The sequence below is a fragment of the Nocardia suismassiliense genome (assembly GCF_900269665.1).
Lineage (GTDB): Bacteria > Actinomycetota > Actinomycetes > Mycobacteriales > Mycobacteriaceae > Nocardia > Nocardia suismassiliense.
Genome location: NZ_LT985361.1, coordinates 2,885,928 through 2,908,837 on the forward strand (window position 1 = coordinate 2,885,928; position 22,910 = coordinate 2,908,837).

20 protein-coding genes and 1 tRNA gene are annotated in these 22,910 nt (G+C 66.4%); 15 read left to right on the top strand and 6 right to left on the bottom strand.

Going from position 1 to position 22,910, the window contains the following annotated elements:
• Positions 1-285: 285 nt before the first annotated feature.
• Positions 286-369, bottom strand: a tRNA-Leu gene (locus DBO33_RS13020).
• Between the two features lie 224 nt (positions 370-593).
• On the opposite strand from DBO33_RS13020, the gene DBO33_RS13025 reads away from it, so the two are divergent.
• The 8 genes from DBO33_RS13025 (at position 594) to polA (ending at position 11,660) form a co-directional block, all read left to right on the top strand.
• Complete coding sequence (locus tag DBO33_RS13025; protein WP_014983319.1) at positions 594-1,211, top strand: ANTAR domain-containing response regulator; 618 nt, start codon at positions 594-596, stop codon at positions 1,209-1,211.
• Positions 1,212-1,439: 228 nt separating this feature from the next.
• Positions 1,440-2,639 carry a branched-chain amino acid ABC transporter substrate-binding protein gene (locus tag DBO33_RS13030; protein ID WP_107655268.1) on the top strand — a complete coding sequence of 400 codons (1,200 nt, stop codon included), beginning with the start codon at positions 1,440-1,442 and terminating at the stop codon, positions 2,637-2,639.
• A 97-nt stretch (positions 2,640-2,736) separates the two neighbouring features.
• Entirely contained in the window at positions 2,737-3,774 is a 1,038-nt protein-coding gene (locus tag DBO33_RS13035) for a branched-chain amino acid ABC transporter permease (RefSeq protein ID WP_107655269.1), read from the top strand.
• A 47-nt stretch (positions 3,775-3,821) separates the two neighbouring features.
• Complete coding sequence (locus DBO33_RS13040) at positions 3,822-5,198, top strand: branched-chain amino acid ABC transporter permease (protein ID WP_107655270.1); 1,377 nt, start codon at positions 3,822-3,824, stop codon at positions 5,196-5,198.
• The gene (locus DBO33_RS13045) at positions 5,195-6,187 is read left to right on the top strand and encodes an ABC transporter ATP-binding protein (protein ID WP_107655271.1); all 993 of its coding nucleotides are present in this window, start codon (positions 5,195-5,197) and stop codon (positions 6,185-6,187) included. The genes DBO33_RS13040 and DBO33_RS13045 overlap by 4 nt, the downstream gene beginning before the upstream one ends.
• Positions 6,188-6,279: 92 nt before the next feature.
• Entirely contained in the window at positions 6,280-6,975 is a 696-nt protein-coding gene (locus DBO33_RS13050; RefSeq protein ID WP_107660221.1) for an ABC transporter ATP-binding protein, read from the top strand.
• Between the two features lie 53 nt (positions 6,976-7,028).
• The gene (locus DBO33_RS13055; RefSeq protein ID WP_234390810.1) at positions 7,029-8,705 is read left to right on the top strand and encodes a DUF885 domain-containing protein; all 1,677 of its coding nucleotides are present in this window, start codon (positions 7,029-7,031) and stop codon (positions 8,703-8,705) included.
• Positions 8,706-8,915: 210 nt separating this feature from the next.
• Positions 8,916-11,660 (top strand): DNA polymerase I, encoded by a 2,745-nt coding sequence (polA, locus tag DBO33_RS13060; RefSeq protein ID WP_107655273.1) that lies wholly within the window; start codon positions 8,916-8,918, stop codon positions 11,658-11,660.
• Between the two features lie 638 nt (positions 11,661-12,298).
• Here polA and DBO33_RS13065 read toward each other — a convergent pair.
• Complete coding sequence (locus DBO33_RS13065; protein ID WP_199856598.1) at positions 12,299-12,694, bottom strand: nuclear transport factor 2 family protein; 396 nt, start codon at positions 12,692-12,694, stop codon at positions 12,299-12,301.
• 126 nt (positions 12,695-12,820) lie between these two features.
• On the opposite strand from DBO33_RS13065, the gene DBO33_RS13070 reads away from it, so the two are divergent.
• Entirely contained in the window at positions 12,821-13,447 is a 627-nt protein-coding gene (locus tag DBO33_RS13070) for a TetR/AcrR family transcriptional regulator (protein ID WP_107655275.1), read from the top strand.
• 363 nt (positions 13,448-13,810) lie between these two features.
• Here the strand turns inward: DBO33_RS13070 and DBO33_RS13075 are convergent, their stop codons facing one another.
• Together DBO33_RS13075 and DBO33_RS13080 are read right to left on the bottom strand one after the other, a co-directional pair.
• Complete coding sequence (locus DBO33_RS13075; protein WP_107655276.1) at positions 13,811-14,548, bottom strand: MerR family transcriptional regulator; 738 nt, start codon at positions 14,546-14,548, stop codon at positions 13,811-13,813.
• 68 nt (positions 14,549-14,616) lie between these two features.
• The gene (locus DBO33_RS13080; RefSeq protein WP_107655277.1) at positions 14,617-15,519 is read right to left on the bottom strand and encodes an alpha/beta fold hydrolase; all 903 of its coding nucleotides are present in this window, start codon (positions 15,517-15,519) and stop codon (positions 14,617-14,619) included.
• 431 nt (positions 15,520-15,950) lie between these two features.
• Between DBO33_RS13080 and DBO33_RS13085 the strand changes: the two genes are divergently transcribed.
• Both DBO33_RS13085 and DBO33_RS13090 read left to right on the top strand, forming a co-directional pair.
• A complete protein-coding gene (locus DBO33_RS13085; protein ID WP_107655278.1) occupies positions 15,951-16,445 on the top strand; it encodes a beta-class carbonic anhydrase in 495 nt (164 codons plus the stop codon).
• 512 nt (positions 16,446-16,957) lie between these two features.
• Positions 16,958-17,392, top strand: coding sequence for a 2-isopropylmalate synthase (locus tag DBO33_RS13090; protein ID WP_107655279.1), 435 nt, complete (start codon positions 16,958-16,960; stop codon positions 17,390-17,392).
• Between the two features lie 46 nt (positions 17,393-17,438).
• Here the strand turns inward: DBO33_RS13090 and trxA are convergent, their stop codons facing one another.
• The gene (trxA, locus tag DBO33_RS13095) at positions 17,439-17,813 is read right to left on the bottom strand and encodes a thioredoxin (protein ID WP_107655280.1); all 375 of its coding nucleotides are present in this window, start codon (positions 17,811-17,813) and stop codon (positions 17,439-17,441) included.
• Positions 17,814-18,023: 210 nt separating this feature from the next.
• Between trxA and DBO33_RS13100 the strand changes: the two genes are divergently transcribed.
• From DBO33_RS13100 to DBO33_RS13115, 4 genes are all read left to right on the top strand, one after another.
• Positions 18,024-19,088 carry an isocitrate/isopropylmalate dehydrogenase family protein gene (locus DBO33_RS13100; RefSeq protein ID WP_234390811.1) on the top strand — a complete coding sequence of 355 codons (1,065 nt, stop codon included), beginning with the start codon at positions 18,024-18,026 and terminating at the stop codon, positions 19,086-19,088.
• A 125-nt stretch (positions 19,089-19,213) separates the two neighbouring features.
• On the top strand, positions 19,214-20,134 hold the full coding sequence (locus DBO33_RS13105) for an ABC transporter substrate-binding protein (RefSeq protein ID WP_167769008.1): 921 nt from the start codon (positions 19,214-19,216) through the stop codon (positions 20,132-20,134).
• A gap of 4 nt (positions 20,135-20,138) precedes the next feature.
• Positions 20,139-21,098 (top strand): amino acid ABC transporter permease, encoded by a 960-nt coding sequence (locus tag DBO33_RS13110; RefSeq protein WP_234390812.1) that lies wholly within the window; start codon positions 20,139-20,141, stop codon positions 21,096-21,098.
• Positions 21,099-21,133: 35 nt separating this feature from the next.
• On the top strand, positions 21,134-21,886 hold the full coding sequence (locus tag DBO33_RS13115; RefSeq protein ID WP_107660224.1) for an amino acid ABC transporter ATP-binding protein: 753 nt from the start codon (positions 21,134-21,136) through the stop codon (positions 21,884-21,886).
• Positions 21,887-21,967: 81 nt separating this feature from the next.
• On the opposite strand, the gene DBO33_RS13120 is transcribed toward DBO33_RS13115, so the two are convergent.
• Positions 21,968-22,888, bottom strand: coding sequence for a LysR family transcriptional regulator (locus DBO33_RS13120; RefSeq protein ID WP_107655282.1), 921 nt, complete (start codon positions 22,886-22,888; stop codon positions 21,968-21,970).
• Positions 22,889-22,910: the final 22 nt, after the last annotated feature.

The following is a 22,910-nucleotide window of genomic DNA, read 5'->3' on the forward strand; positions in this document are numbered from 1 at the left end:
TCACGGCGAATGTTCGGCGTAAGTCCACCAACAGAGCGCCGTGGCCGCCCGCACCTACCCCATTGCCGACGGCGACGGCATAACAGCGAACACGAACTCACCTGAACGGTGCGAAGAAGGTGTGCGCGTCCACCTGATAACGATGACCCACCGACTTACGCAACCACCGCAGGGGGGTTCGGGGGGCGAAGCCCCGCCGAGCGGGGTCTGGGGGCTGCGCCCCCGGTGTAACGACGAGACACCCCCGCCCGCGCGTTCCGCGAGCAAGGGTGTCCCGGTGTCGAGTGCCGAGTGTGGGACTCGAACCCACACGTCCTTTCGGACAACGGTTTTTGAGACCGTCGCGTCTGCCAGTTCCGCCAACCCGGCGCACCGGGAGGAAATGATAGCGGGTGGGGTGGGCTGGGACCTAACTGGTCGGTCGTCGACCCGCGGCCGGGCGGTTTGCCCTGGGTATATGAGTTCTATGCCGAAGTGAAAGGTACTCTTTACATCACTCGATAGCGCGGTGGTGAGGTCGATGGTCGGCTAGTTGGACCAACGTCCACCCTTCGGCGTGTCGGGACAGGCATCTGAACCAGAGGGGTCTACCTATGAGCACAGCAGCAGGGGGCGCAGGCACGAAGCGCGACGCGGGGGCGAAGCGGGTTGTCGTCGCCGAGGACGAGGCGCTCATCCGCATGGATCTGGTGGAGATGCTGACCGAAGAGGGTTATCTGGTGGTCGGTGAGGCCGGCGACGGTCAGCAGGCGGTGGATCTCGCGGTGGAGCATCGACCGGATCTGGTGATCATGGATGTGAAGATGCCGCGCCGGGACGGCATCGATGCGGCGGCCGAGATCGCGTCGAAACGTGTTGCGCCGGTGGTGATTCTGACCGCGTTCAGCCAGCGTGACCTGGTCGAGCGGGCGCGTGACGCGGGTGCGATGGCCTATTTGGTGAAGCCGTTCACCAAGTCGGATCTGGTGCCGGCGATCGAGCTGGCGGCGAGCCGCTTCCATGAGATCACCGCGCTGGAGGGCGAGGTGGCGAACCTGTCCGACCGGCTGGAGACGCGCAAGCTGGTGGAGCGGGCCAAGGGCGTGCTGATGCAGACCCAAGGTCTTTCCGAGCCGCAGGCGTTCAAGTGGATTCAGCGGACCGCAATGGATCGCCGGACTACGATGAAGGCTGTCGCGGAGGTCGTGCTGGAGAACCTCGCTCCCAAGTGACCTCGGCCGTCGCCGGGTGTGAATTTTACGCGTGCGAAACGCGATCGTGAACAAAAATTCGACACGATGTCGCGTTCATGATCCGAATGTGATGCGGAACTAACGTATGAACGCTAAGTTCTGACCGGGCTGACGTGGTCGGCCTCCTCGGTGATCCCGGGGGAGCACAGGACTTAGAGGTGAAACGTGCTTAGTTCGACATGGCACAGTCGTACGACGCGAGGTGTTTTGGCTATCGGCGCTGCCGCCGCGCTGGTGCTGACCGGTTGTAGTGACAAATCGACCAGCAGCAACGGTACGGATTCGTCCGGTACCAGCGGCGCAGCCGGGCTGTCCATCCAGCCGGTAGTGCAGGTAGACATCAACGGCAAGGAAGTTGCGAAGACTGACGCGTCCAAGGCCGCCGACCCCGCCGGTGACGGCAAGGCGACCTGCGCTCCGACCAGCATCGCCTTTGCCGGCGCGTTGACGGGCCCGAATGCCGCGCTCGGGATCAACATCGACATGGGCGCGAAGCTGGCGCTCGATCAGCACAACAAGGCCAACCCCGGCTGCCAGATCACGTTGAAGTCGTTCGACACCGAGGGCGATCCGCAGAAGGCCACCCAGGTCATCCCGCAGATCGTGAACGACAAGTCGATCGTCGCCCTGCTCGGCCCGACGTTCTCCGGTGAGACCAAGGCGACCGGCAAGATCCTCAGTGATGCCGGCCTGGCCTCGCTGACCTCCTCGGCCACCAACGCCACGCTGACCCAGAACGGCTGGACCAGCTTCTTCCGCGGCCTGGCCCATGACGACGTGCAGGGCCCGTCGGTGGCGAAGTACCTGACCGGCACCGCGGGCTACAAGAAGGTCTGCGTCATCCAGGACAACAGCGACTACGGCACCGGCCTGGCCAAGAGCATCACCGAGGGTCTCGGTGCGGCGGCCGACGCCAGCTGCTCGTCCAGCATCAAGACCGGTGACAAGGACTTCTCCGCCACGGTCACCAAGATCGCGGGTGCGAACGCGGACGCTGTCTTCTTCGCCGGCTACTACGCCGAGGGTGCGCCGCTGGCGCAGCAGCTGAAGTCGGGTGGCTTCAAGGGCGTTTTCGTCGCCCCGGACGGCACCAACGACCCGCAGTTCCTGTCCCAGGCGGGCAGCGCGGCCAAGGGCGCGACGCTGACCTGCCCGTGTGGTCCGGCTCCGGAGAAGTTCGAGAAGGACTACCAGGCTTTCAACAAGCAGCCTTCGGGTGTCTACTCGGTCGAGGCCTACGACCTGGCCACCATCCTGGCCAAGGGCATCGACGCGGGCAAGGTAACTCGTCCCGACCTGCTGGAGTACGTGCGTAGCTACGACGGTGCCGGACTGGCCCGTCAGTACAAGTGGAGCGCCAACGGCGAGCTCAGCAACGCACTGATCTGGATCTACACGGTCAAGTAACCCATACACACGAGTCGCGCAGCACGTACCGGGGTTCGCGCGAATCCCGATACGTGCTGCTGTTTCGTGAGGGTGAATGAATGAGGGCGAATTACGAATGACACCCACTGCATTAGCCGGCGCTGTACAACTCGCCGGCGGGTCAATCGACTTCAACTATGAAGGCGTGATCCAAGATTTCTGGCGACTGACCGTCGACGGATTGTCCTATGGTGCGATCTACGCACTGGTCGCTGTCGGCTACACCCTGGTCTACGGCGTTTTGCGGCTTATCAATTTTGCCCATTCGGAAATATTCATGCTCGGCCTGTTCGGTCAGTACATCGGGCTCATGTTGCTCGGTTTCTCGCCGAGCGGTGATGTCTACTCCCAGGGCATCATCCTCACCATCACCTATTTGGCGCTGGCGATGATCTTCGGCATGGCGGTCTCCGGGGCCGCGGCAGTCGGATTGGAACGCGTCGCCTATCGGCCGCTGCGCAGGCGTGGCGCCAAACCCCTGATCTTCCTCATCACCGCCATCGGCGCCTCGTTCGTGATCCAGGAAATCGTGCACTTCGTGCTGCCGAAGATCTGGCCGTCCGTGGGTGGCACCAATGCCCAGAAGCCGATCATGCTGGTGGAGCCGACCACGCAGTTCAGCTTCGGCGGCGCGGACATCAGCAATGTGACGCTGGTGATCATCGTCTCCGCGATCATCCTGGCCATCGCCACCGAGCTGCTCATCAATCAGACCAAGTTCGGCCGCGGCATCCGGGCCGTGGCGCAGGATCCCGATACCGCGACGCTGATGGGTGTCTCGCGGGAGCGGATCATCATGCTCACCTTCCTCATCGGCGGCGTGCTCGCCGGTGCGGCCGCGTTGCTGTACGCGCTCAAGATCCCGAACGGGATCATCTACTCGGGCGGATTCATCCTCGGCATCAAGGCATTCAGTGCCGCGGTGCTCGGCGGTATCGGTAACCTGCGCGGCGCGCTGCTCGGCGGCCTGCTGCTCGGACTGGCGGAGAACTACGGCCAGATCCTGTTCGGCACCGAATGGCGCGACGTGGTCGCGTTCGTGGTGCTCGTGCTGGTGCTGATGATTCGACCGACCGGCATTTTGGGTGAGAGTCTCGGGAAGGCACGAGCATGAACGTTTCGACCAAGACTGCCGCCCCGCCACCGGCGCCGGGGCGTCCGATGCACGGCGTCGGTGACGCCCTGCGTTCCTGGTGGGGCGGTCTGTCCCGGCCGGCCCAGTGGGCGGTCGGGGTCCCCGCCATCATCGCGCTGGCGTTGCTGCCGTTGTTCCCGCCGCCGTTCATCGACACTCCCGGCACCAGCTTCGGCGGTGTGATGGCGCAGTTCGCCATGTACGCCCTGCTCGCTGTCGGCCTGAATGTCGTTGTCGGACAGGCGGGTCTGCTCGACCTCGGTTATGTCGGGTTCTATGCCGTCGGTGCGTACACCGTCGGCCTGCTCACCAGTCCGAACAGTCCATGGAATCAGACCGGCGGCGGCTGGTTGAACGACGACTGGGCGTGGCTGGCCTGCTTGCCGCTGGCGGTGGCGGTCACCGCGATGTCCGGCCTCATCCTCGGCACGCCGACGCTGCGCTTGCGCGGCGACTACCTGGCGATCGTGACGCTCGGCTTCGGTGAGATCGTCCGGCTGCTGGCCGACAACCTCGGTGACGTGACCAACGGCAGCCTCGGCCTGTCCGGCATCGCTTACCCGCGCGTCGGCGAGTCGGAGGCGAAGCCGAACGGCGTGTTCTCCTCCGGCAATGTCGGAAACTCCGACTCCGCAAACCTTCTCGACAAGGCCAACGCGGGTGCATGGTGGTTCTGGGTCGGCATGGTGCTGGTGATCGTCACCCTGCTGATCGTCGGCAATCTGGAGCGCAGCCGCGTCGGCCGGGCCTGGGTAGCGATCCGGGAAGACGAGGACGCGGCCGAAGTAATGGGCGTGCCCGCGTTCAAGTTCAAGCTGTGGGCGTTCATGATCGGCGCCGCGGTCGGCGGGCTCTCGGGCGCGCTGTACGCGGGGCAGGTGCAGTTCATCAATCCCACCGGGTTCAACATCATCAACTCGATGCTGTTCCTGTGCGCGGTCGTGATCGGCGGGCAGGGCAACAAGCTCGGCGTGATCGTCGGCGCGTTCGTCATCGTGTATCTGCCGAACCGGTTGCTTTCGGTGCAGGCGGTCGGGCAGACGGCGGTCGGCTGGCTCGCGTTGATCTTCACCATCGTGCTGGTGGTCGGGCTGATCGTGGGGTGGCGCCGGTGGGCTCGTGATCAGGAACGGCCGATCCGGCTCGGCTATCTGGCCGGCGGACTGGTTGCCCTGATCGTGATGCTCGTCGTGCTGAACAACGTGCTGGTCTTCCAGAAGCCGGGCGCCCAATCGCTCGGCGACTACAAGTATCTGTTCTTCGGCATCACGCTGATGGTGGTCATGATCTTCAAACCGCAGGGCCTGTTCCCGGTCCGGCAGAAATTGCTCGCCTACGGGCGGCAGGTGTACCAGGCCGTGCGCAGACCGTCCGGCGACGACACGATCGGAGCGACCCGATGACCGGGCCGGGCGCCGGTGGCGCACTGTTCGACAACGAGGACATGGCCGCGGGTTATGTCGCCGAACCCGAGGTGGAGCCCAGTGCCGGTGTGGTCGACGTGACCGCGGTGATTCCGGACCTGGCCGACGCCGAGACGGTCGCGGAGGTCGTGGCCTCGCATCGCGAGATCTCGACCGAAGTCGGTGCGCCGCTGCTGCGCACCGACGAGCTGACCGTGAAGTTCGGTGGTCTGACCGCGTTGGACGCGGTGAGTTTCGAGATCCGCCGCGGCGAGATCCTCGGGCTCATCGGGCCCAACGGCGCGGGCAAGACCACCTGCTTCAACGCGATCACCGGGGTGTACCGCCCGTCCTCGGGCACCGTGTATTTCGACGGCGCACCGCTGACGAAGACCAAGCGCAACGCCATCACCCGGCTCGGCATCGCGCGTACCTTCCAGAACATCCGGCTCTTCAACGAGATGACCGCGTTGGAGAACGTGGTGGTCGGCACCGACGCCAGGCACAAGACCTCGGTGCCCGGCGCCATCTTCCGCACCGCGCGGCACCGCCGCGAGGAACGCGACGCGATCGAGCGGGGCATGGCGCTGCTCGAATTCGTCGGTATCGCACCGATGGCGGTGGAGAAGGCGCGCAACCTGTCCTACGGCGATCAGCGCCGGTTGGAGATCGCCAGGGCGCTGGCGACCGAGCCGAAGTTGCTCTGCCTGGACGAGCCCGCGGCCGGCTTCAATCCGAGCGAGAAGTCGGCGCTGATGGATCTGATCCGCAAGATCCGCGACGACGGGTTCACCGTGCTGCTGATCGAGCACGACATGCGCCTGGTGATGGGCGTGACCGACCGGATCGTGGTGCTGGAGTTCGGCCGCAAGATCGCGGACGGGCTGCCCGCCGAAATCCGGGAGGACCCCGCGGTGATCGCCGCCTATCTCGGTGTGCCCGACGACGGCATCGAGTCGGGGACGAGCGCGCACGGGACGGACGGGTAGGAGCAGCGATGACATCGCACAGAGAACCGGATCAGCAGACCGTCGACGTGACCAAGGGAGCTTCGGCCGAGACCCTGCTCGAGGTCACCGACATGGTCGTCAACTACGGCAGAATCCAGGCGCTGCACGGGATTTCGCTGCGGGTGGCGGCGGGCGAGCTGGTGACCCTGCTCGGCGCGAACGGTGCGGGCAAGACCACCACCATGCGGGCGTTGTCCGGCCTGCTGCCGCTGACCCGCGGCAAGATCATGTTCGAGGGTCGCGACATCACCCACATGAAGGCGCACGAACGGGTGGGTGAGGGCCTGATCCAGGCACCGGAAGGCCGGGGTGTTTTCCCCGGCATGACGGTGCAGGAGAACCTCGACATGGGTTGCTACGGAAGGCCGTTCAAGCAGAAGGCGGAGTACAACCAGACGCTGGAATGGGTGTTCGAGCTGTTCCCGCGCATGTCGGAACGGCGCAAGCAGGTCGGCGGCACGCTCTCCGGTGGTGAGCAGCAGATGCTGGCCATCGGCCGGGCGTTGATGGCGCGGCCGCGGCTGCTGTTGCTGGATGAACCGTCGATGGGCTTGGCGCCCATGATCATTCAGCAGATCTTCAGGATCATCACCGAGATCAACCAGCAGGGCACCACCGTGCTGCTGGTCGAGCAGAACGCTCAGCAGGCGCTCTCGCGCAGCGACCGCGCCTACATCATGGAGACCGGTGACGTCACCAAGACCGGCTCCGGTCGCGACCTGCTCACCGACCCGTCGGTGAAGTCGGCCTACCTGGGCGTCGGGTAGTTCCGGTGTAATCCCCAGGGCCGCAAGGCCGTCCTCGAGGCATGATCGTGACCATGAATGGTCACGATGAGCTGACGGGTCTGGCCGAGCGGTACTGGGACACCTTCCTGGCGGCCAAACCCAGCGACGCGACACTGCTCGGCGATCGGCGCTTCGACGATCGGGTCGAGGATCTGTCCGTCGCGGCCGAACAACAATTGCTGTCGACCTGGCGCGACTTGTTGCGCCAGGTCGACGCGTTCGACGCCGAGCGGCTCGACCCCACCGATCGCACCACCCGCAGCCTGCTGCGCACCGAACTGGCGGGCGCGATCCAGCGGCTGGAGTGCCGTCCGCTGGAAATGGCGTCCGATCAGATGGAGGGCGTGCACGCCTACCTGCTGACGATGGCGCCGCAGACCAACGCGCCGGAGCCGGCCAACGCGCTCGCGCTGGTGCAGCGCTTCCGGCAATTCGACACCATGCTCGCGCAGGCCGTCGATCGATTCCGGGACGGGTTGGCCGCGGGCCGCACGCCGCCCCGGATCACCCTCGAGCGGTCGCTGAACCAGCTCGACGGATATCTGGCCTCGGAGCTGGCCGAGGATCCCTTCGTCACCTTCGCCGGCCCGCCGAACTGGGATGGCGAGGCGAACTGGCGCGCCGAATTGACCGAGGTGGCACGCGATGTCATCCGACCGGCGTTCCAGCGCTACCGGGAGGTGCTGTTCAACGAACTGCTGCCCGCGAGCCGGCCGGACGACAAGCCGGGCCTGTGCTGGCTCGGCGCCGACGGCGCGGACATCTACCAGCGCCAGCTGCGCTACCACACCACCCTGCCCGATCTCGGTGCCGACGAAATCCATGAGCTGGGCCTGACAGAGCTCGCGGCGCTGCGTGAGGAATACGCGACGATCGGCGAGCGGCTGTTCGGCACCGCCGACCTCGGCGAGATCTTCGCCAGGCTGCGCGACGATCCCGCGCTGTGTTACGTCGACGGCGAACAGATCATGTTCGACGCGCGGCACGCGCTGACCTCCGCGAACGCCCAGGTGGGCAACTGGTTCGGCAGGCTGCCCAAGGAATCCTGCGAGATCGTGCCGATGCCGGAGTTCCTCGCCGCGGACGCCCCTGCGGCGTACTACTTTCCGCCCGCCGCGGACGGTTCCCGGCCGGGCACCTACTTCGTCAACACCTATCACCCCACCGGCCGCGGGCGGTTCGAGACGGCCGCGGTGGCGTTCCACGAGGCCATCCCCGGCCACCACCTGCAACTCACCATCGCCAACGAACTCGACCACCTGCCGCGCTTCCAGCGCCAGTCGTACGCGAACACCGCGTTCGTCGAGGGCTGGGCGCTCTACACCGAGCGGCTCGCCGACGAAATGGGTTTGTACGAGGACGATCTGGGCCGCCTCGGCATGCTGTCCGGCGATTCCATGCGCTCCTGCCGCCTCGTCCTCGACACCGGCCTGCACGCGAAAGGCTGGAGCAGGCAGCAGGCCATCGACTTCATGGTGGCCAACGCGCCCGCCGGCATCGCCGAGATCACCACCGAGGTCGACCGCTACATCGGCATGCCCGGCCAGGCCGTCGGCTACAAGATCGGCCAGCTGGAAATCCGCCGCCAGCGCCTCGCCGCCACCGAACGCCTCGGCAGCGCCTTCGACATCAAGGCCTTCCACGACATAGTCCTCGGCTCCGGCTCCCTCAGCCTCCCGGTCCTCCGAGAACTCGTCGCCACCCTGTAACCCCGTGCGCCGCCCGCCTCAGAATTCGTACTCGGGCGGGCGGCGCTGGAGACCCTCCGGGGGTGAAGGAGAGGTCGCTGCGAACGGGCCGGGCGCGGGCAGGATCGGCGCGGCTTGCCGTCCCGCGTTCGCGCAATGAACAGGCGGGGTTTCGGGGTGGGTGGGTGTCGGCGTATCACCTTGTCGGTGCTGGTCCCTAGACTCTGGGGCGTGAGTTCACCCACGACTGCTCAGCGTCCTGTCACCGCGTCCGGCTCCAGCGAATCCGCACCGGGAGACCGGCCGACTCTGCTGTTGCTGGACGGGCATTCGATCGCCTATCGCGCGTTCTTCGCGCTACCGGCGGAGAACTTCAAGACGGTGACGGGGCAGACCACCAATGCGGTGTACGGGTTCACCGCGATGCTGATCAACCTGCTGCGCGACGAGAAGCCGACGCACATCGCGACGGCGTTCGACGTGAACCGCAAGACGTTCCGCACCGAGGCGTACCCGGAGTACAAGGCGAACCGGTCGCAGACTCCGGACGAGTTCCGCGGGCAGGTCGAACTCACCAAGGACGTGCTCGGCGCGATGGGCATCCCGGTGATGGCGATCGAGGGCTTCGAGGCCGACGACATCATCGCCACGCTCACCACCCGGGCGGTGGACGAAGGCTTCCGGGTGCTGATCGTCTCGGGTGACCGCGACGCCATCCAGCTGGTCAACGAGAACGTGACCGTGCTCTACCCGCGCAAGGGCGTCTCCGACCTGACCCGGTTCACCCCCGACGAGGTGTTCGCCAAGTACGGCCTCACACCCACCCAGTACCCGGACTATGCGGCGCTGCGCGGCGACCCGAGCGACAACCTGCCCGGCATCCCCGGCGTCGGCGAGAAGACCGCGGCCAAGTGGATCCGGGAGTACGGCGATCTGAACTCGCTGGTGGACAAGGTGGACGAGGTGAAGGGAAAGGTCGGTGACGCGCTGCGCGCCAACCTGAGCAGCGTCATCCTGAACCGTCAGCTCACCGAGATGGTGCGCGACATGCCACTGCCGTACACCCCGGACCAGCTGGCGCAGCAGCCGTGGGACCGCAACAAGATCCACCAGCTCTTCGACGACCTGGAGTTCCGCGTGCTGCGGGACCGGCTGTTCGAGACCCTGGCCCCGAAAGAGCCGGAAGCCGAGGCGGGCTTCGAGATCAGCGGCGGTGCGCTGGAGGTCGGCGCGGTCGCCGACTGGCTCACCGAACATGCCAAAGCCGGTGTCCGGCAGGGCGTCTCGATCGTCGGCTCCGGCACCCCCGGCAACGGTGACGTGCGCGCACTGGCCATCGCGGCGGGCGACGGCGAGAGCGGCTACATCGACGTCTCGATCCTGACCCCGGAAGACGAAGCGGCACTGGGCGCCTGGCTCGCCGACCCGGCCGTGCCGAAGGCGCTGCACGAGGCGAAGGCCGCCATGCACGCGCTGCGCGGCCGCGGCTGGACGCTCGGCGGGCTCACCTGCGACACCGCGCTGGCCGCCTACCTGGTCCGCCCCGGCCAGCGCAGCTTCAACCTCGACGACCTCTCGCTGCGCTACCTGCGCCGCGAACTGCGCGCCGAAACCGATGAGACCCCGCAGCTTTCGCTGCTCGACGACGAGGACACCGTCGACGCCGAACTCGCGCAAACCGAGATGCTGCGCGCCAGGGCCGTCGCCGACCTCGCCGACGCCCTCGACACCGAACTGCAGCAGATCGAGTCCGTCCCATTGCTCGAGGACATGGAACTGCCGCTGCTCAGCGTGCTGGCCAACCTCGAGGACGCCGGCATCGCGGTCGACACCGACCAGCTGGAGACGTTGCAACGCCAGTTCGCCGACAAGGTGACCGACGCGGCCAACGCGGCCTACGAGGTGATCGGCAAACAGATCAACCTCGGCTCGCCCAAGCAGCTGCAAGTGGTGCTGTTCGACGAGCTGGACATGCCGAAGACCAAGCGCACCAAGACCGGTTACACCACTGACGCCGACGCGCTGGAGTCGCTGTTCGAGAAGACCGAGCACCCGTTCCTGCAGCACCTGCTCGAGCATCGCGACGCGACGCGACTGAAGGTGACCGTCGACGGTCTGCTGAAATGCGTCGCCGACGACGGGCGCATCCACACCACGTTCAACCAGACCATCGCCGCCACCGGCCGGCTCTCCTCCACCGAGCCGAACCTGCAGAACATCCCGATCCGCACCGACACCGGCAGGCAGATCCGCGACACCTTCGTCGTCGGCGCGGGCTACCAGTCGCTGATGACCGCCGACTACAGCCAGATCGAGATGCGCATCATGGCGCACCTGTCCGCCGACGAAGGCCTGATCGAGGCCTTCAACTCGGGTGAAGACCTGCACACCTTCGTGGCGTCCAAGGCCTTCGACATCCCGATCGCCGAGGTGACCCCGGAGCTGCGCCGCCGGATCAAGGCGATGTCCTACGGGCTGGCCTACGGTCTGAGCTCCTACGGCTTGGCCGCCCAGCTGAAGATCAGCACCACCGAGGCCAAGGAGCAGATGGACGTCTACTTCGACCGCTTCGGTGGCATCCGCGACTACCTGTACGAGGTGGTCGAGCAGGCCCGCAAGGTCGGCTACACCTCGACCCTGTTCGGCCGCCGCCGCTACCTGCCCGACCTCGACTCCAGCAACCGGCAGCGCCGCGAGGCCGCCGAGCGGATGGCGCTCAACGCCCCCATCCAGGGCACCGCCGCCGACATCATCAAGGTCGCGATGATCAACGTGCACAAGGCGATCGAGGCCGCAGGCCTGCGCTCCAGGATGCTGCTGCAGATCCACGACGAATTGCTGTTCGAGGTCGCCGAGGGGGAGCGGGAGACTCTGGAGGCGCTGGCCAAGGAACAAATGGCCGCTGCGATCCACCTCTCGGTGCCCCTCGACGTCTCGGTCGGTACCGGTCGTAGTTGGGACAACGCCGCGCACTGACAGTAACCATTGGCGCGCGGCGCCCGGATGGCGGATGTCGCCGTGTGGGGTGCTGACGGCAGCCGCTGTTGTCAGCACTGAGCTCCGTCGACGCCGATGCCACGCGGCACACTGGTTGCCGCCATGTCCCGTCGGGCATTGACCGCACTCGTGAGCGGGGCGTGTGGCGAATCTGTGCGGCGTTTCGGCTAGCGATGTCCCGCTGGGTGCTGATGGTCCTGGCGGGTGGGACGTGGCGGGGTCAACGTGGCGGTTGCCGCCGCTATGTCCCGTCGGCTAACGGCGCTGTACATGAGCGGGATATGGCGGAGGCTTCACTCGGTGGATGCCGCCGTGGTGTCCCGTTCGGCGTTGACGGCCTTTCCTGAGGGGACATGGTGGATGGCGCGGTGGTGTCCGGTGTGAGTGGAGGCCGCCGGTGGGACATGGTGGCGCCATTAGATGGCGTGCCGGGAGAGACCGTGGCGGCCGAGGATCCAGTGCGGTCAATGGATCGGATCGTCGGCGCCGGGCACTGACGGTGGCAGGGCGCCGAACCCATCGGCGCCCTGTCGATCTCGTTTCGTGGCGGGCTGATAACCGCTGCGCGCCGCGGCTTATCGGTTCGCGCGAAGGGGCGCCAGGCCGCAGGCGCTCGGTCAGGCGATGTCGGCGGGTGTGGCCAGTGCGGCTTGCATCGCCACTCCGTCTACGTAGGTGTGTTTTTCGCGCACCGCGCCGTTCTCGACGAGGACCAGGTCTGCGATGTCGACCTCGACGGGGTTGCCGGTGACCGAGGTGCCGGTCAGCTGCCACTGGACCACCCAGAAGTCGTCGCCGACGCGCAGGTTGACCAGGTGGAAGGTGAGATCGGGGACCAGGGCGAAGGTTTGCGCGGCGGCGGCGCGGATTTCGGCGCGGCCACGCGCGGGCTCGCTCCCGGAGTGCAGGTGGAATATCGAGTCGGGAGTGTGCAATTCGACGATGCGATCGGGGTCGCGGTCGGCCCAGCAGGCGTGATAACGCTCGAACAGTTCGGTGGTGCTCGCGGACATAATGCTGAATCTCTCTGATATACAAACAGTCTGACTGTATGTTCCTGGATATCGGCACCGCCGGTCAAGGGCGCGGTGGCTCGGCTCGAAGCCGGGTTCGGTGCTGCCCTAGACTTCGACGTCGCTATGAACGCTGATCGTCGAACCCAAGCCGAACGTTCGGCCTCGACCCGTGGTGCGGTGATCAGGGCCGCGCGAGAACTGTTCGGGCAGCACGGATATGGCGCGGTGAGTACGGTCGCGGTGGCCGAGGCGGCCGGGGTGAGTCGTGGTGCGCTCTACCACCAGTTCAGTGAGAAGCGGGAGCTGTTCGAGGCGGTATTCGACGACCTCGAACGCAGCCTGGTCCAGGTGATCGGCACCGCGGTCGCCGCGTCGCATTCCGATGATCCGCTCGCCGACCTGATCGTCGGCTGCCTGGCGTGGTTGCAGGCCTCGACCGCCCCCGAAGTGCAACGGATCGCGCTGCTGGACGGCCCCGCGGTGCTCGGTTGGCGTCGGTGGCGGGAGATCGAACTGCGGCACACGATCGGTCTGGTGGAGAACGCGTTGGCCGGGGCCATCGCCGCAGGACGCGTCAGATCTCAACCCGTGCGGCCGCTGGCGCTGGTCGTCGTCGGCGCGCTGGACGAAGCCGCGCAATACCTCGCGCACACCGAAGACGTCATCGCGGACACCGCGGCTGTCCGCTCGGTGATCGAGCAGCTCATCTGGGGCCTTGCCATCGATCCGGAGCCTCGGTCTGCCGACTAGTTCCGTAATCGGGCCGGACGACAGTCCTGCGGCCTGGCTCGATGCGGTGGCGTGACGGCCCGATTCGATCCGGCGGCGCGACGCAGCGGCGCGACGGTCTGGTTCGATGTTGCAGCGTGACGGCCCAATTCGATCCGGTGGCGTGACGGTGCGGTTCGATGTGGCGGCGTGACGGTCTGGTTCGATCCGGTGGCGTGACGGTCTGGTTCGATCCGGTGGCGTGACGGCCCGGCTCGACGCAGCTGTGTGACGGTCCGGCGGGAAACAGCGAGCCTCGGCGCGCTAACGGCTGCATCGCGACACTTTGTGCAGCAAGCAATGTTGCTGTGGCCCTTGGCATCGCGGGCGTGCCGCGGATCGAGGTCAGCCGCCGGATGCCACGGTTCGCCGTTGTTTGGCGCGATGCGCGAGCACCTCGAGGACGCGCTGCCAGGCCGGTGACGCCTCGGAGATCTGTGCGGTAACCAGCTTCAGGTATCCGGACGCATTGCCGTCGCGTTCGTACCGGATCTCCCAGGCGTCCAGGTCATCGATGAGCTGGTCCAGGCGTGGGTCTTGTGGATCCCACTCGACCGATTGATCGCAGGCGAGATACAGGCGCAGCGTTTCGGGGTCGTCCAAACCCGCGTTCTTGTCCCGTATTCGCTGCGGCATGACGTGCGGCTCCAGTGCCTGCATCAGGATCCACGCGTCGCGCTCGAGGCGCACTCGCTGCTCGCTCACCCCGAGATCACGCATCCGGTCCAGGATGGCGACCACATCGGCGGGCAGCACAAGGCTTTCGCCACCGGCCAATTCCGCGATCCGGCGGCGATATTCGCTGAGTTCATCGATCTTGCGTCGCAACGTCGCGTCGATGTCGGTGATGGCGGCGGCGAACTCGGTCGGCTCGGCATGCAGCAGCACGTCGATCCGGGCCAGCGGCACACCGGCATCGGCGAGCGTCCTGATCCGGATGAGATCCACCGCCGCCTGCGCGCTGTAGCGGCGATAACCCGACGCATCGCGTTCGGGCTCGGACAACAGCCCGACCTGGGTGTAATGCCGGACGGTGCGCACGGTCACGCCGGCGGTCGCCGCCAACTGGCCGATCGTGAGCACCGTCCACCTCGGATCGTCGCGAAATATGATCGCGCCGAGTCTAGGGCGGTACGCCGGAGTGGGTGCACTCAGTTGTGTGCCCGGTCGATCACATCGCGAATCGCTTGGACCACCGCATCGGGACGGTCGAAGCACAGCCGATGGTGCACGGTGTCGGAGAGGATGCGTTGCTCCCCGTGCGAGACCGCAGCCACCAGTGCTGCGTCCATGCGCGTCCGGCCGTCCTGCATCGCGCGTGATGTCGCCGCATCCTGCGTAGGGTCCTCACCCAACACGCTCAGTGCGACCACCGGAACGTCCGGAATGTTCGGTCCAGCCTGCAATTCCGCCGCGAGCGCGACCAGCGTGCTGCGCTCGGCGAGGCCTACCGCGCGCCATTCGGCACTGTCCTTTGCCTCGATCAGCGATCGCCGCACCTGCTCCGGGTAGTCGGCGAACAACTCGGCGTTCATCGCGCGCAGAGCTGGCCGCAGCTGGTCGAGCTGCTCAGGACCGGGTGCCTGCCGCTCGAACTCGGCGAAGGACGCGGTCGGTGGCATGAAGTCGTCCCAGTCGCGGTGCAGACCGTCCAACCAGGCCAGCCCGGCGACCTCCTGGGGGTACAGCTGTGCGTACCGGTGCGCGTAGAACGCGCCGAGTGAGTGTGGCGCGAGCACGTACGGGGCGGGGATCTGCTGGGCGTGCAGCAGCTCGTGCAGTTCCGTGGCGACGGCGGTGAGGGTGCGCGGCAACGGGATCGGATCGCTGTAGCCCGTACCGCCACGGTCGTACAGCACCGCCGTGGTGAACTGTGAAACCTGTTGCTGGACAAGCAAATAGTCCAGACCGACAGCGCTGGCGCCCGGCAAGAACACGACGGCGGGCCCGCCACTACCGGACCGGTGCAGGAAGATCCGGCGGCCTCCGATCTCCTGGAATCCGCCGATCGGGGGAACGAGCCGAGCCGCGGAAGTGATGGTGTTGTTGATCATGGGGTAAAGCCTCCGACCCTGACGCAGCGTCAGGGTCAAGCCGCATCGCGGCCGAACCTGCACGGCGGGAAGTATCGACTCGGCGGCCGCCATCGCGGGAACGTCGAAAGTGCGGCAGCGTCGACGCGTGCGGCCGCCCCGACAGCGTGTGGCGCTCCCGCGACCCCTGCGTGCTCCGGTCGCCAGGGCCATCCCTGTCGGTGACGCCGGGTCGCGAGGGCAGCGGGCCGTCCGATTCGCATGGGAATGCGGTGTCGCCGTCCAGTTGCGCAAGCGAATCGCCGGGGCAATGTGAGGCGAGCATGTGTCGCTGTCGGCACGCCAGTAAACGAATCACGGTGAGCAGGACCGGTCCGCTCGAGCCCGCGCGAATTTATCGTGGGCCACGCCACATATAAACAACCACGCATACCTAACGCAGGGGACCGCCCATGACCGTCACCGATGAGTACCTGGAGAACAACGCCGCCTATGCGAGCAGCTTCACCGGACCGCTGCCGCTGCCGCCCGCCAAGCATGTCGCGGTGGTGGCATGCATGGACGCCCGGCTGAATGTCTATGGGGCGCTTGGCATTCAGGAGGGGGAGTCGCACGTCATCCGGAACGCGGGCGGCGTGATCACCGCCGACGAGATCCGCTCGCTGGCGATCAGCCAGCGCCTGCTCGGTACCCGCGAGATCATCCTGATCCACCACACCGACTGCGGCATGCTCACTTTCACCGACGACGACTTCAAGTCGTCGATCCAGCGGGAGGTCGGCATCAAGCCGGAGTGGGCGGCGGAGGCGTTCACGAACCTGGAAACCGATGTGCGCCAATCGATTGCCCGCATCGTCGCGAGTCCGTTCGTGCCGCACAAGGATTCGATCCGCGGCTTCATCTTCGACGTGGCCACCGGCAAGTTGAACGAGGTCGTCGTCCACTGATCCACCGCACTCAATGCAAGGTCCGCCGATCGGACCACGTCACGCGATCCGGGTCCACGGGCCCGGATCTCGTCGTTCCACCAACGCGACACGCCTTCCCGACACGCCTGTGCAGATGTCGTGTAGATGACGCCGAGCTGAACATGTGCCGCGCATAACGGCCGTGATCGGCCCGCATTGCCGCTGTGCGGCCCTGAGCTGGGCAAAGGCTACCGGCCGGTAGACAAATCGGGCATCAAATATGGTTGCTATTGCGCTGAGATGTCCCTATCCTCAAGCGCGTGCCGAATCCCGCCGACCGCCACAGCGCAGCGCTCAACGTCGCAGACCGCGACAGCGCCGCGCTAATTCCGCTTACCGCGATGGTGGCGCAGCGGCGACTTCTCCTCGTAGTAACCCGCCGTAGCGGGGTCTGATTCGGACCGGCCCCCTCGCTGCGGGCTGAATGACTTGTTAGTGCTGGTCCCCTCTGTCAACTGAGCCACGACATTCCTCGGGAAGACCTACTTTCAATGACAATCCTCACTCTCGATACCCACGCGTTCCATGCCGCCGCCCCCAAGGGTCTGCGCCACGAAAGTGCCGACCTCACCCCGGCGCAGTTCCATGACCGCTACTGCGAGCACACCGGGCCGATTCGGCTCGGTGACTGGTCGCCCGCGGGTAGCCGAAGCGCCGATTTCGCCGTGACGCTGGAGTTCACCGACCACCTGCGCACGGTGGTCGCCTCCGGCAGCCTCGTCGCGGCGATGACCTCGGCCCTCTACGAGGAGGGCTACCACGTCGAAATTCTGCAGTTCCACCAGCGTCGCACCGGCGAGGGCACCGCGACCTTCGTGCAGTGCGAGTGCAATGGTCGACGAGGCTGGGGTGCAGCTTTGGCCGACGACAGCGCGGAATCGACGGTTCGCGCGATGATTGCCGGCGTCAACCTGCTCGGTAGCTGACACAGCAGAAGGGCCGTTCATCGAACGGCCCTTCTGGTTCAGCGAGTTACTGCTCGGCGCCGGCCTGCTGCTCGGCCAGCTGCTTGCGCACCTCGTCCATGTCCAGCTCCTTCACCTGGGTGACCAGGTCCTCCAGCGCGGCGGCGGGCAGCGCGCCGGGCTGGGCGAACACCAGCACTCCCTCGCGGAAAGCCATGATGGTCGGGATGGAGCGGATGTTGGCGGCGGCCGCGAGCCCCTGCTCGGACTCGGTGTCGACCTTGCCGTACACGACATCGGCGTGCTTCTCCGAAGAGGCTTCGAAGGTGGGTGCGAAGCTCTTGCACGGGCCGCACCACTCAGCCCAGAAATCGACGAGGACCACGTCGTTTCCGGTGACTACCTCGTCAAAATTTTTCTCGGTCAGCGTCTGGGTGGCCATGACGTCCTCTCGTATTCGGTATGCCGACTGCAACGCCGGCCATTGCCTAAATCATCCACGGCCGATCGGCACGCGCGGCGCTGGTCGCCGTCCTCTGGCCGTATACCCAGGCCGGCCGCCGGGAAATCCCGCCTGACCAGATGGCCTCCGGACGGTAGCGGTCGGTGGGTCGGTGCGCCCGTGGGCGCAGCGGGGCGCGAGGATGAGGTGGTGCGACTGGGACTGATCGACGGCGACGGCATCGGACCGGAAGTGGTGCAGGCCACCCGGCAGGTCGTCGATGAGGCGGTGTCGGCGGCGGGTGCCGCGCCGATCGAATGGGTGCCGCTGCTGATGGGGCATCGGGCCATCGAAGAATACGGCGACCCGTTGCCGGAGCAGACCTTGCAGGCACTGGACGGCGTGGACGCCTGGATCCTCGGCCCGCACGACAACGCCTCCTACCCGGCGGAGCACCGCACCGCGGTCGCGCCGGGCGGTGCCATTCGCAAGCGCTTCGGGTTGTACGCGAACATCCGTCCGGCCCGTGCGTTCGCCGGTGTGCGGGCGGCCGCGCCGACGATCGATCTGGTCATCGTCCGGGAGAACAGCGAAGGTTTCTACGCCGATCGCAATATGTTCGCCGGGTCGGGAGAGTTCCGGCCGACCGAGGACGTCGCCATGATGGTCGGCGTGGTGACCAGGCAGGCCTGTGAGCGGATTGCGCACGAGGCGCTGCGGCTCGCCACGACGCGCCGCAAGCGACTGACCATTGTGCACAAGGCCAACGTGCTGCCGATGACGATGGGTCTGTTCCGCGACGTGTGCTATGAAATTGCCCACGCCTATCCCGGGGTCGAGGTCACCGACGAACACGTCGACGCGACGGCCGCCCATCTCGTGCGCGCGGCCGCCGATTACGACGTGCTGGTCACCGAGAACCTGTTCGGCGACATCCTGTCCGACCTGGCGGGCGAGCTGAGCGGTTCGCTCGGGCCGGCCGCTTCGCTCAACTGCTCGGCGACGCACGCGATGGCGCAGGCGGTGCACGGCGCGGCGCCGACCATCGCGGGGCGCAACCGCGCCAACCCCGCCGCCCTGCAACTGTCGGCGGCAATGCTGTTGCGCTGGTTGGGGACTCGCGACCGCCGCGGCGACCTCCAGCACGCCGCCGAGCGCATCGAACGGGGTGTCGCCGCCGCGTTCGAAGCGGGCATCGCCACGGCGGACCTGGGCGGACTGGCATCGACCAGCGAGTTCACCGAACAAGTTTGTGCTAGGGTCCACCGCCGGTAGTCAGAGTGTGGTAGCTCGGAGTGTTCAGCAAGGAACGGATGAAAGTTCCGTTACTGTCCAGCACGAAGCGTCTCGGTCGCTTAGATTGCCAACGGGTGGTGACACCCGGGTTTCTTGAATCCGAAATGTGGAGGGCTGCTGTGTCTGTTCGATCGGTTCTTGGCAGGCGCGCCCTGCAGGCGGTGTGCGTACTCGCCGGAGGCGCACTTGTCCTGACGGGCTGTAGTAACACCGAAGACTCCGGACCCGCCGTGGAGAAGGTGAAGGTCGAGAAGAACGACTCGATCGCGGCGCAGCTCCCCGACAAGATCAAGCAGTCCGGCAAGCTCGTTGTCGGCGTGAACATTCCGTACCAGCCCAACGAGTACAAGGATCCCAGCGGCAAGATCGTCGGTTACGACGTCGACCTGATGGATGCCGTCGCCGCGACCCTGGGTGTGAAGGCCGAGTACCTCGAGTCCGCCTTCGAGAAGATCATCCCCACCATTCAGGCCGGCACCTACGACGTCGGTATGTCCTCGATCACCGACACCAAGGAGCGCGAGCAGCAGGTCGACTTCACGACCTACTTCAACGTGCGCACCCAGTGGGCGCAGCAGAAGGGCAAGCCGGTCGACCCGGACAACGCCTGTGGCAAGCGGGTCGCCGTGCAGGCGACCACCATCCAGGACACCGACGATCTGCCGGCCAGAAGCAAGAAGTGCCAGGACGAAGGCAAGCCCGCGATCGACATCAAGTCTTTCGAGGAGCAGAGCGCCGCGACCAACGCGCTGATGCTCGGCCAGGTCGACGCCATGGCCGCGGACCTGCCGGTGACGGTGTACGCGATCCAGAAGAGCGAAGGCAAGATCGAGAAGACCAGCGCGGCGGCCTACGGTGCGGCGCTCTACGGCTGGGCGGTGGCCAAGGGTTCGCCGCTGGCCGCCGTGCTGCAGCAGGCCGTGCAGAGCCTGGTCGACAACGGCAAGTACCTGGAGATCGCCAAGAACTGGGGCGTCGAGGAAGGCGCCATCACCAAGTCGGTCATCAACGGCGCCGCGAGCTGATCGCATGACCTCGAACGAAACCAAGCCGGAGCCCGGCGACCCCGGGCCCGGTGTGGCAGAGGATGCCAACGAACCGGAACCGATCAAAGCGGTTCCGCTGCGTAGGCCCGGCCGGTGGATCGCCGCCGCGGTCATCCTGGTGCTCGTCGCACTGTTCGTCTACGGTGCCGCGACCAATGACGCATACCAGTGGGGTACCTACCGGAAGTACCTGTTCGACAGCCGGATTCTCGCCGGCGCGGTGGTCACCCTCGAACTGACCGTGCTCGCCATGGCGATCGCCGTCTCGCTCGGCACACTGCTCGCGGTGATGCGGCTGTCGCCGAACCCGGTGCTGCGCTCGGCGGCCTGGGTCTATCTCTGGATCTTCCGTGGCACACCGGTTTTCGTGCAGTTGGTGTTCTGGGGCCTGTTCCCGTCGCTGTACAAGCAGATCGTGCTCGGCGTCCCGTGGGGCCCGCACCTGTTCGAGCTGAACGTGCAGAACATGCAGGCCGCGTTCACCTTCGCGGTGATCGGCCTCGGGCTCAACGAAGCCGCCTACATGGCCGAGATCGTGCGCGCAGGCATCAATTCCGTCGGTGAAGGACAGCGCGAGGCCTCGACCGCGCTCGGCATGTCCTGGAGCCTGACCATGCGCAGGACGGTGCTGCCCCAGGCGATGCGGGTGATCATCCCGCCCACCGGCAACGAGCTCATCGGCATGCTGAAAACCACCTCGCTGGTCACGGCGTTGCCGTTGAGCACCGACCTCTACGGCCGGGCTCGCGAGATCTACGGCGTGAACTTCCAGCCGATTCCGCTGCTGCTGGTCACCGCCACCTGGTACCTCGCGATCACCAGCGTGCTGATGGTCGGGCAGTTCTACCTGGAGCGCTACTACTCGCGCGGCCTGTCCAGGCAGCTGACCGGTAAGCAGCTGCAGGACCTGGCCGACGCCCAGACGATTGTGAAGGCGAAATGAGTGCGGACACGAGCGTCGCGAAGGACGCTCAACCGATGATTGTCGCGGACCGGGTCTGCAAGAACTTCGGTGCGCTGCAGGTGCTCAAGGGTGTCTCGCTGGAGATCGGGCGCGGCGAGGTGCTGTGCGTGATCGGGCCGTCCGGTTCGGGCAAGTCCACCTTCCTGCGCTGCATCAACCACCTCGAGCAGGTCAACGCCGGTCGGCTCTACGTGGACGGCGAACTCGTCGGCTACCAGGAGAAGAACGGCAAGCTCTACGAGCTGCATCCGCGCGAGGCGGCCCGGCAGCGCCGCGAAATCGGCATGGTGTTCCAGCATTTCAATCTGTTCCCGCACCGCACCGTGCTGGAGAACGTGGTCGAGGCGCCGATCCAGGTCAAGAAGATCCGCAAGGCCGATGCGATGGCCAAGGCGCAGGAGCTGCTCGACCGAGTCGGCTTGGCGGAGAAGGCGAATGCCTACCCCGCCCAGCTGTCCGGCGGCCAGCAGCAGCGCGTGGCCATCGCCCGCGCGCTCGCCATGGACCCCAAGCTGATGCTGTTCGACGAGCCCACCTCGGCGCTGGACCCGGAGCTCGTCGGCGAGGTACTCCAGGTGATGCGGGAACTGGCCCAGTCCGGCATGACCATGGTCGTGGTCACCCACGAAATGGGTTTCGCCCGTGAGGTAGCCGACAAACTGGTCTTCATGGACGCCGGTGTGATCGTCGAAGCAGGCGCCCCCCGCGAACTGCTGGCCAACCCCAAACACGAACGCACCCAAGCGTTCCTGTCCCGCCTCCTCTGACCACTCGCTGAGCCGCACACCCTTTGCCTGAGCCGCACACCGCCTATACCGGGCGTGCGGGTAATGCCAAGGGTGTGCGGCTTACTTTGGCTCTGGCGCAACCACTTCCGATGGCCGCAGTGCGATGCGTAGTTGGCCGATGAGGACTTTTGCCGCGGGGGCGGCGGGGCGGTCGGTGCGCCAGGCCAGGGCCAGCCGACCGTGTAGCTCGGGTTCGATAATGCGGATCGTGCGTACGCCGAAGGCCTTTGCCTCCGCGGCGGTCACCTCGGGTACGACGGCGATGCCCAGGCCGCGGGCGGCCAGCTGGAGCAGCAGTGGCGGAGCGGCGGCTTCGAAAGCGATGTTCGGCTCGAACCCGACTGCCGCGCAGGAACGTTCGAGGACACCGCGAAGGCCGGTGCCCCGGGGTAGGCAGATCAGCGGGTGATCGCGTAGATCGGCGAGCGGGATGTCGGCACCGTGGGTTCGGTCGCCGGCGGCTACCGCGGCGACGACGGCCGTTTCCAGCACGACATCCAGGCCGATGCCCGAATCCATTGCCGCGCCTGTCAATCCGACGAGTGCGACGTCCAATTCGCCGCGGCTCAGCGCGGCCAGCATGCGCTCCGAGGTGTCCTCGGTGAGGCTGATGCCGACCTGGGGGTGGTCGTCGTGGAAGTCCGCGATCACGGCGGCGACGTCGAACTCCTCGGTGGCGACACCGGAGATCAGGCCGATGCGGACGTGACCGCGCAGCAGGCCGGTGAACTCGTCCACGGTCTCGGTGATGCGTTCGGTGGCGGCGAGCGCGGCGCGGGCGTGCTTCAGTACCGCCGTGCCGATCTCGGTCGGCGTCACCGTGCGGCCGCCACGGTCGAGCAGTTGCTGGCCGAGCTCGCGTTCGAGCTGGCGGATCTGTGCGCTCAGGCCCGGTTGTGCCAGGTGCAGGCGGGCGGGGGCGCGGGTGAAATTGGCTTCCTCCACCACAGTGACGAAGTAGCGGAGCTGACGCAGTTCCATAACTGTTGATTCTAACTTCGAG